This window comes from uncultured Leptotrichia sp. (genome assembly GCF_938036635.1).
Classification (GTDB): domain Bacteria; phylum Fusobacteriota; class Fusobacteriia; order Fusobacteriales; family Leptotrichiaceae; genus Leptotrichia; species Leptotrichia hongkongensis.
Map to the genome: position 1 here is coordinate 1 of NZ_CALHQO010000539.1, position 1,387 is coordinate 1,387.

1 protein-coding gene is annotated in these 1,387 nt (G+C 35.4%); it reads left to right on the plus strand.

Annotation, left to right across the window (positions count from 1 at the left end; translation table 11 throughout):
* Window positions 1–1,387, plus strand: a 1,387-nt coding sequence (locus tag Q0370_RS10820) for a helix-hairpin-helix domain-containing protein (RefSeq protein ID WP_299575602.1), incomplete at both ends; no start/stop codon positions are given.

A 1,387-nucleotide genomic window follows, 5' to 3' on the forward strand; every position in this document is an offset into this window, starting at 1 on the left:
TGAAAATAAAAATTTAGTTGAATTTTTGAGTGAAGTTATAAAAGATTCGCTGGATAGACTGGCTTATCCGTCGATAAAAAACGAAGTGAGAAATATTTATACTGAAAAAGCTGAGGAAGAAGCGATTAATATTTTTTCTGAAAATTTAGAAAAACTTCTTTTACAACCGCCTTTGAGTAAAAAAACATTGATGGGCCTTGATCCTGGTTACAGAACAGGTTGTAAATTGGTAATTATCAACAAAGATGGCTTTTATGAAACAAACGATGTACTTTTTCTGGTTGAAGAGATGCACAATTCAAAGCAGCTTGCAACCGCAAAGAAAAAAATCTTGGACTACATCAAAAAATACGATGTTGATATCATTGCAATTGGGAATGGAACCGCTTCTCGTGAAACTGAAAGTTTTGTGGCAGATGTTATAAAGGAAGCATCAAAACCTGTGTCATATTTGATTGTAAGCGAGGCGGGAGCTTCAGTTTATTCAGCTTCAAAAATTGCGATTGAGGAATTTCCTGATTTGGATGTAACGGCTAGAGGAGCAATTTCGATTGCTAGAAGAATTCAGGATCCGATGGCTGAGCTTGTGAAGATAGATCCAAAATCAATTGGAGTCGGAATGTATCAGCACGATGTGAATCAAAAAAAATTGAATGAAACTTTGGAACAGACAATTGAACATGTTGTAAATAATGTTGGAGTCAATATTAATACGGCTTCGTGGGCATTACTTAGTTTTGTGTCTGGAATTAAGAAAAATGTAGCTAAAAATCTTGTGGATTATAGGCACGAAAATGGAGATTTTAAGGACAGAAAAGAGCTTACGAAAGTAAAAGGCTTGGGAGCAAAGGCTTTTGAGCAGATGGCTGGATTTGTCGTTGTACCTAGTAGTGAAAATCCTCTGGATAATACGATTATTCACCCTGAGTCGTATCACGTTGCCGAAACTATTTTAAAAGAGGCTGGATGTAAAGCTAGTGATTTGAAGGATAATTTGAAAGAAGTTAGACAAAAATTGAAAAATGTTGATTTGAAAAAAATTATATCTGAAAATGAATTTGGGAATGAAACGGCAAAAGATGTATATGAGGCTCTTTTAAAGGATAGAAGAGATCCACGTGACGAATTTGAAAAACCTCTTTTGAGATCGGATATTTTAAATATGGATGATTTGCAAGAGGGAATGGTTCTCGAAGGAACCGTAAGAAATGTGGCTAAATTTGGGGCTTTTGTGGATATAGGACTAAAAGGGGATGCATTGCTTCATATTTCTGAAATTTCCGATAAATTTGTAAAAGATGCGACAAAAGAGCTGTCGGTGGGGCAGATTATTAAAGTTAAAATATTGTCGCTGGATAAGGAAAGAGGAAGAGTTGGACTTACAAGA